The 7042-nt window shown below is 68.4% G+C and carries 6 protein-coding genes and 1 pseudogene; 1 reads left to right on the top strand and 6 read right to left on the bottom strand.

Translation table 11 applies throughout. The annotated features are described in order from the left end of the window. Together A5701_RS29345 and A5701_RS14895 are read right to left on the bottom strand one after the other, a co-directional pair. A pseudogene (locus tag A5701_RS29345) lies at window positions 1–178 on the bottom strand (hypothetical protein); the annotation flags it as partial. 140 nt (window positions 179–318) lie between these two features. After that, complete coding sequence (locus A5701_RS14895; RefSeq protein WP_082969756.1) at window positions 319–1038, bottom strand: DUF523 domain-containing protein; 720 nt, start codon at window positions 1036–1038, stop codon at window positions 319–321. Window positions 1039–1173: 135 nt separating this feature from the next. Here A5701_RS14895 and A5701_RS14890 point away from each other — a divergent pair, with 135 nt between their 5' ends. Beyond that, on the top strand, window positions 1174–2091 hold the full coding sequence (locus A5701_RS14890; protein WP_067754800.1) for an alpha/beta hydrolase: 918 nt from the start codon (window positions 1174–1176) through the stop codon (window positions 2089–2091). A gap of 6 nt (window positions 2092–2097) precedes the next feature. Here A5701_RS14890 and A5701_RS14885 read toward each other — a convergent pair whose 3' ends face one another. From A5701_RS14885 to A5701_RS14870, 4 genes are all read right to left on the bottom strand, one after another. Then, on the bottom strand, window positions 2098–3447 hold the full coding sequence (locus A5701_RS14885; protein WP_067754797.1) for a hypothetical protein: 1350 nt from the start codon (window positions 3445–3447) through the stop codon (window positions 2098–2100). Window positions 3448–3541: 94 nt separating this feature from the next. After that, window positions 3542–4771 (bottom strand): cytochrome P450, encoded by a 1230-nt coding sequence (locus A5701_RS14880; protein ID WP_067754794.1) that lies wholly within the window; start codon window positions 4769–4771, stop codon window positions 3542–3544. A gap of 150 nt (window positions 4772–4921) precedes the next feature. After that, window positions 4922–6115, bottom strand: coding sequence for an MFS transporter (locus A5701_RS14875; RefSeq protein ID WP_067754783.1), 1194 nt, complete (start codon window positions 6113–6115; stop codon window positions 4922–4924). Next, window positions 6102–7001: an NYN domain-containing protein gene (locus A5701_RS14870; protein WP_067754780.1), complete on the bottom strand. Its 900-nt coding sequence runs from the start codon at window positions 6999–7001 to the stop codon at window positions 6102–6104. Before A5701_RS14870 ends, A5701_RS14875 begins: the two co-directional genes overlap by 14 nt. Window positions 7002–7042 lie beyond the last annotated feature (41 nt).

Raw genomic sequence — 7042 nt, 5'->3', positions numbered from 1 at the left:
CCAGTCCAACGAGGCTGATCTTGACCGCCCGGATGCCGATCGCGCTGGATTCCAGGGCCGTGTCCACGCTGTCGGCGGCGTCGTGGCTGTGCGGACGCAGTTGGGCTACGAGGCCGCGAATCCCGTGCGCATGTGCGTGCTCGTGCTCGTGGTGATGGTGTTCGCTTCCCGCGCTCATCGGAGCGCTGTCCGCGTACCTGCATGCATACGCAGATAATAGGGCACGCGAGTGGTTCCCGCGAACGCGGACGAGGGCTGGCGGGTCGACGATCCGCGCGCACCCGCGCCTAGCAGTTGACGTGCGAGATGCAGCGTTGATTAGGGTGCTGCGGCGCCGGAAAGCGGAGCTTTATTACCCAGGGTCCGCACCGCATCCTCGGCCAGCAGGTTCTGCCGTTCACCGCGGAGCTCCGCTGCCAGGTCGTGCTCGAGCGCCGGCACTTGCAGCCCGCGGCGGCGCAACTGCCGATCCAGCGCGGCGATGAACAAGCCCTCGCCCGCGCGACGGCACCCGAGAACGGCGCGCTCGTTCATGACGTCGCGCGTAAGCGCGGCGGCGGGACAGGCCGCGACCACGTCCAGCGACGCTCGCATATCCAAAGTGGTCACTACCCCGCACGACGGCGAGGCGCCGATGCCCACGATGCCGGCCACCGTGAACCCGGACCGCTGGTAGTCGGCGACGTCGCGAACCGCCTGCTGCGCCAATCGCCGATACACGAGGCGGGTCCAGGCGACAAACGCGCGCAGCAACGGGCCGCGGAACGGGTACAGCAGGCCGCCCTTGGAGTGGTAGAGGGGCAGGCTGTGGGGTTTGAGCGCGCCGCCCCAGGCCAGCCGTTCCGGGCAGGGCAGCTGGTGAATCCCGTAGCCGGCGCCGATCAGCTCCTCCACCGCCTCCGCCACCGCACCCGGTCGGGTGGCACCCCCGGCGTAACGCGTGTTCTCGTTCAGCAGGCAGTGCGAGACGAGCATGACCCGTCGACCACGCTCGTCGCGCAGTTGGTCGAGCAGCAACCGTGGTCGTCTGCCACGCATACCGAGAGCATCGACGTCCGGCTGCCCGTTCAGTAGGGGAAAACGTCATCGAAGGCTGGTCCTCTTGGTTCTGGTGAGGTGCCCGCGCCACGCGGCAGATTGGGACGAGTTGTAGCGACTCAGGACGGAACCGACGTGTCAGTGCTGCAGGAAGTGTCGTTCGAGTCCGGCGGGGTGCCGTGCGCGGCCGATCTGTATTGGCCGGCGAACGCGGGCAACGGGCTCGCCTGCGTGGTGATGGGGCACGGCGGCAGCGCCACCAAGCGCCTCGGTCTGCCCGCTTACGCCGAGAAATTCACGGCGGCGGGCCTGGCGGTGCTGGCGTTCGACTATCGGCATTTCGGAGCGAGCGGTGGCGAGCCTCGGCAAGTCATCGACGTCGACGAACAACGGGACGACTACCGGGCGGCGGTGCGATACGCGCGCGGTCGTGACGACATCGATCCGCGTCGGGTTGCGCTGTGGGGAACGTCTCTCAGCGGTGGCCACGTGCTGGCGGTCGCCGCCGACGACCCGGATGTCGCCGCCGTGGTGTCGCAAGTCCCGCTGATCGACGGCTGGCACCGCGGCCGCGGACTACGCGAGCGTCTCAGTTGGGATGTGGCATGGCGGACGCTGCAATTCACCGCCGCCGCGGTGCGCGATGTGGTTGGTGCGAAGGTGGGTCAGCGGCCGTATCTGGTTCCTGTGGTGAGCCGTTCCGGTGGCGTCGCGGTATTCACTGAGCCAGAGGCCGGATTCGCGTTCGAGGCGCTCGGCGGCGAAGCCGTCGGTTGGCGCAACTCGCTGGCTCCCCGCATGCTGTTCGCATTGCCGCGCTATCGCGAAGGCACCGCGGAGAAACTGCACATGCCCGTCCTGATGTGCGTGGGGGACCAAGACCTGCAGGCGTCACCCAGGTTCGCGGTACGGATCGCCTCGCTGATGAATAACGTTGAGCTGCACCGCTACCCGGTCGGGCACTTCGACGTCTGCACGGGAAAGCTGTTCGAGGAGATCAGCTCGGTGCAGACGGAATTTCTGCACCGTCATCTGGTCTCGGTGGACGGCTGACGCAATTCAGGTCCAGGGGCCGGGGAAGTGTCCGTCCTGGTCCTGCACCATCACGATGTCCTTGCAGTCGCCGTTGAGGGCCACGGCATTCTCACCGCGGCAGATCAGCGTCCAGCCCGAGATCCGCGCGAAGGGCCGGACCGACCAGGTGGTGGCGATCGGTTCGGTGGCGGGCAGGGCGAGGACGGCGAACGTGTTGCCGACGTTGGTGATGTAGAGGTGGTCTTCGAAGAACGCCATCTTGGCGATCGACATCTTCTTCGCGTCGTCGCGCGTCTTCAGGAAATCCCACTGCTGGCTGCGCAGGTTCCACACCCCGAAACCGAACGGGGAACTGTCCGAATCATGGCCGTCGACAAACAATTTCCCGTCGGACAAGGTGGCGGACAGCCCGCCGCCGGGAATGCGGTCGGAGTCGCCGACCTTGATGACCGCTTTGGCGTTCAGGTCGTAGAACATCGTCGACAGCACGGGCGGGTTGTAGGAATCCCAGCGCGTGATCTTCACCAATTTGTCCGGGCCGTCGGACAATTCGGCGTCCACGCTGCGGATGTCGTTGTCCTGATAGATGGCCTCGCCGCTGGGCCGGCGCAGCTCGGCGCCCGACGTCTTGGCGGGGTCGGTGTTGCGCTGGAACGCGAGGACGTCCTGCCAGGCGCGCCCGGATTGTGGATCGTTCCAGGGCATCGAGAGATCGGTGCCGGACAGGATGACGGTCCGGGGCGGCGAATTGGGGGCGTGCCCGTCGGTGAAGGCGTTGACCCACGCCACGCCCGACGCGGTCGAGGACAGCGACCAGTCCTTCGACGAGGTCAGCTTCAGGTCCGGTGTCGGCGGCTGCAGCTCCTTCGTCGCCAGCGGTTGGCCCGCCTTGAAGTCGAAGGCGTACGCGGTCGCCTTGGCGGCCGCGGGTTGTTGGGCCTGGGCGGGTTTGACGGTCGTGACGATATAGACGACCCGCATGTCCTCCGCCGTGCCCGTCAGCGCGCAGATGGCGCCGGTCAGGTTCTCACCGGCGGGGACCACCGGGAGGGCCGGCGCCACGTATTGGCCGGTCTTCGGATCGAATATTTTCGGCCGGATGTCGTCGAGTGCGGATTTGCTGTCGGAAAATTTCTCCGGACAGCCGAAGTACGCCGTTCCGCCGTAGCTTTTCCAATCCTTCTCCAAGGGACCGGTGATGGGCGCGGGTGCGGCGACGGCGCTGGGCGCGGTTTTCGCCGAAGAAGTCGAGGTGGTGGGCGTCGCGGCGGGTGGGGACGCGGTTTCCGAACACGCCACGAGGGCCAGGCAGGCGGCCAGCGCGGGCAGGGCAGACCCGCATTTGGCCGCAGTTTGCCCCGGAAACGCACGCATCAAAAAACCCCCGTTAAGTTCGTGTAACCAGTGAGCGTAAAGCGGGCGGGGACCAACCGCGACTTGTGTCAGGCGGTCTTCGTCACACCGACGCCTATCGGTCGAACTCGATGGGCAGGCTCTTCGGGCCGCTCAGGCTCACCATCGGCTTCCACGGGACCGGCCCGGCGGTGCGCGGGTTGAGCAGGCGCCCCGCGATGACGTTCAGCGCTTCGGCGATCTCGCGCCGGGCCAGGTTGGCCCCCAGGCAGTAGTGCACACCCCCGCCGAACGTCAAGATGGGCGGGGCTCCCTCGCGGGCGATGTCGACCCGGTCGGGGTCGTCGTAGACCGCGGGGTCGCGGTTGGCGGCAGCCGTGTTGACCAGGACCATCGTGCCCGCGGGAAAGAGGTAGCCGTCCAGCTCGGCGTCCTCGACCACCAGGCGCAGGGTCCCGCCCGCGATCGGCGAGTGGCGCATGGTCTCCTCGACGGCGCGCATCGCCAGCTCGGGGTGCTCCTTGAGCAGGTCCCATTGCTCGGGGTGCTCGCAGAGGACGTGCACCGACGCGGCCACCTGGTTGCGGGTGGTGTCAGTCCCCGCCAGCAGCAGGCCGCCCGCCAGCATCCGCAGCTCGGCGGTGTTCAGGCGGTCGCCGTCATCCTCGGCGCGGATCAGGTCGGAGAGCAGGTCGTCGGTCAGGCTGTGCCTCCGCCGCGCCACCATGTCGTCGACGTAGTCGTCGAGCTCGCCCCACGCCCGCATGACGACGGGCTCGACCTCCCGGATGTCGACGCTGAAGCTGAAGGCCTTGAACACGTCGTCCGCCCATAGCGAGAACTGTTGCCAGTCCTCGCGCGGGGCCCCGAGCAAGGCGCAGATGATCGGCACGGGGTAGGGGCGGGCAAGGTCGGCGACGACGTCGCAGCGACCCGCGTCGATGACGGCATCGATGAGCCCATTCATCACGTCGACCATGGTGTCGTGCAGCCGCAGGGTCGCGCGGGGGGTGAACGCCTTGGACGTCAGGCTGCGCAGCCGGTGGTGCGCGGCGCCCTCCAGGCACAGCAGGCTGTTGACCACCTTGTCCCACAACGGGCCCGACGTCACCCCCTGGGCGAGCAGGTTGATCCCCGGCGGGATCTGGAATCGCGCATCGCGGAGGACGGAGCGGACCAGGTGGTAGGAGAGGACCTCGGGCCCGTGCGGGCCCATGGCGACCGGGGCGTGCCGCTGCGCCGCCTGGAGGCGGGGGTAGACGTCGGCGGGGGTTTCCTCGGCGTGGTACGCCAGCGTCGGCAGGTCGGCGTCGAAAACGCTTGTGGGGGCGGTACCGACGGCCATGACGGTCTCCTCGAGGTCGCGCGAAGCGAGGCGCCCGCGACAACTTTCACACAATGTATGACCGGCTGGGTTGTGTGTCAACGATATTGCGGGCTCAAGCCGGCCCTCGCCATACGTTGGAGCCGATGTGTGTGGTCGCCAGGGTTGCGGTCACCCGCTCCTTAACGCGCCGACCAGCCGGCCGCCGATCAGCAGGACCGCGAAGACGCCGCCCGTGACCCCCGAAATGAGCAGTGGCAGTTGGCCGTTCGAACCCCACAGGGCACCCGCCCACAAGCCGGCCACCAGCACGGCCAGGCCCACGGCGCCCTGGAACACGCCCTGCGCGCTGGCCTGGTGCCCCGGGTCGACCAACCCCGAGATCCAGGCCTTCCCGACGCCGTCGGTGCACCCGGTGAACATTCCATAGGCGCCGATCAGCAGCCATGCCGTGACGGCGTCCGTGGTCAGCCCCAGCCCGACGTAGCCGATCGCAAAAAAGGCCAGGCCGATGCCGAACAGCGCCGGCCTGCCGATGCGGTCTGCGAGCGCTCCGGCCGGGTAGCTGGCCAGCGCATACACCGCGTTGTAACCGACGTAGGCCAGGATCACCCCGACCACCGAGAAGCCGATTTCGTTGAGGCGCAACAACAACAGGGCATCGGGGAAATTGACCATGCTAAAGACGACCAGGAGCGCGGTCACCCGCCAATACGGCCTCGGCAACGAACGCACACCCGCCCACATGGACTGCCGCCGCTCCCGCGGGGCCCGGCGCCCGCGCTCGCGCACGCCGAAGACGAGTGCCACCGACAGGACGGCGGGCACGATGGCGACATACAGCAACGGCGCGATCCGATGGTCCAGCAGTTCGTAACCCACCAGCCCGAGCAGCGGACCGACGACGGCGCCGAAGGTGTCCATCGCGCGGTGGAAGCCGAAAACCCTCCCGCGCAAGGCGTCATCGACGTCATCGACCAACAGCGCGTCGCGCGGTGCGCCGCGAATGCCCTTGCCGAGCCGGTCGACCACGCGACCCGCCAGCACGCCCGGCCACGCCCCGGCCACCGCGATGATGACCTTGCCGAGCGCGGCCATGCCGTAGCCGGTGGCGATCAACGGGCGCCGGGCGAACCGGTCGCCGAGCGGGCCCGCCGCGAGCTTCGTCAGCGACGCCGCACCCTCGGCCGCCCCCTCGACTGCGCCCACCACCGACGGCGGGGCGCCCAGCACGGCCGTCAGGTAGATCGGCAACAGCGGGTACAACAGCTCGCTGGCCGCGTCTTGCAGGAACGAGACCCCGGAGAGCACCCGGACGTTGCGGGTCAGCCACCGGGGCCCCGAGATGGTTTCAGTCTTGCGCACGCAACCGCACCATCCGCGTCGTCGACGTCTCGTCCAACTCGACGACATCGGAGCGCGAACGCAGGAAATCGCTGAATGACCGGAATCCCAACGACCTTTCGCTGAACGACGGGTCCATCCGTTTCATCTGGGCCTTCACCGCGGAGTTGTGCAGCCAGTCGACGTCGTCCTTGTCCAGGCCGATCTGCAGCGCGCGCGTCAGCAGCGCCGTGGCGGCCGCCTGGGGATCGGGCGGCTCCGGCTCCTCGGGCGCCGCCTCCTTGGCACGCCCGGAGCGTCGCTTCGCCGGCTTGGCGTCGGCTTCGGCGGCCTGCGGTGCGAGCGCAGGCACGCCCGGCAGCGAGTCGTAGATGACGAACTCGTCGCAGGCCGCCGCCAGCGCCCGGCTCGACGCGCCGGCCACCCCGATCCCCACCACGTACCGGCCCAGCCTCTTGCAGCGCTGGGCCAGCGGGATGTAGTCGGAGTCGCCGGCCACGATCACGACGTGGGTCAGGTCGGGCAGCCGGAACATGTCCTCGACCGCGTCGACGGCCAACCGGATGTCCGCTCCGTTCTTGCCGTAGGCCGCCGCGGGGAACAACTGCACCAGGTCGACCGCGCGGCCCACCAGCTGCCCGCGATAGCCGGTGTTGATATCGGCCGACCAGTCGGCGTAGGCGCGGGTGAGCACCAGCGTCCCGAACGACGATGCGAAGTCGAGGATGGCGCCGACGTCCACCGTGGCCCGGTCCAGCCGCTCGCCGTACTGCTCGAGGCCCTTGGCCTTGTCCCGCTGGAACGAGTTGCGACCGTGCACCTGGTCATATCGCGAGATCACGATGTTGTCGAAGTCGAGGTAGACGGCCACGCGGGCCGCAACCGGTTCGGTCATGCAGTAGATCATCGCTGAGGCGTCCGGCACTGTGGCGGCCGGAAGCGTTTTCC

It is taken from the genome of Mycobacterium sp. E3305, from assembly GCF_001666785.1.
Taxonomy (GTDB): Bacteria; Actinomycetota; Actinomycetes; order Mycobacteriales; family Mycobacteriaceae; genus Mycobacterium.
Note: the sequence above shows the minus strand (reverse complement) of the source record. Positions and strands in the feature narration are given on the sequence as shown.

Bases quoted from the DNA above. Each gene is read 5' to 3' on its own strand.
- A5701_RS14880 (WP_067754794.1), bottom strand. From the start codon at position 4,771: ATGGCCGTCGGTACCGCCCCCACAAGCGTTTTCGACGCCGACCTGCCG.
- A5701_RS14870 (WP_067754780.1), bottom strand. From the start codon at position 7,001: ATGATCTACTGCATGACCGAACCGGTTGCGGCCCGCGTGGCCGTCTAC.
- A5701_RS14885 (WP_067754797.1), bottom strand. From the start codon at position 3,447: ATGCGTGCGTTTCCGGGGCAAACTGCGGCCAAATGCGGGTCTGCCCTG.
- A5701_RS14895 (WP_082969756.1), bottom strand. From the start codon at position 1,038: ATGCGTGGCAGACGACCACGGTTGCTGCTCGACCAACTGCGCGACGAG.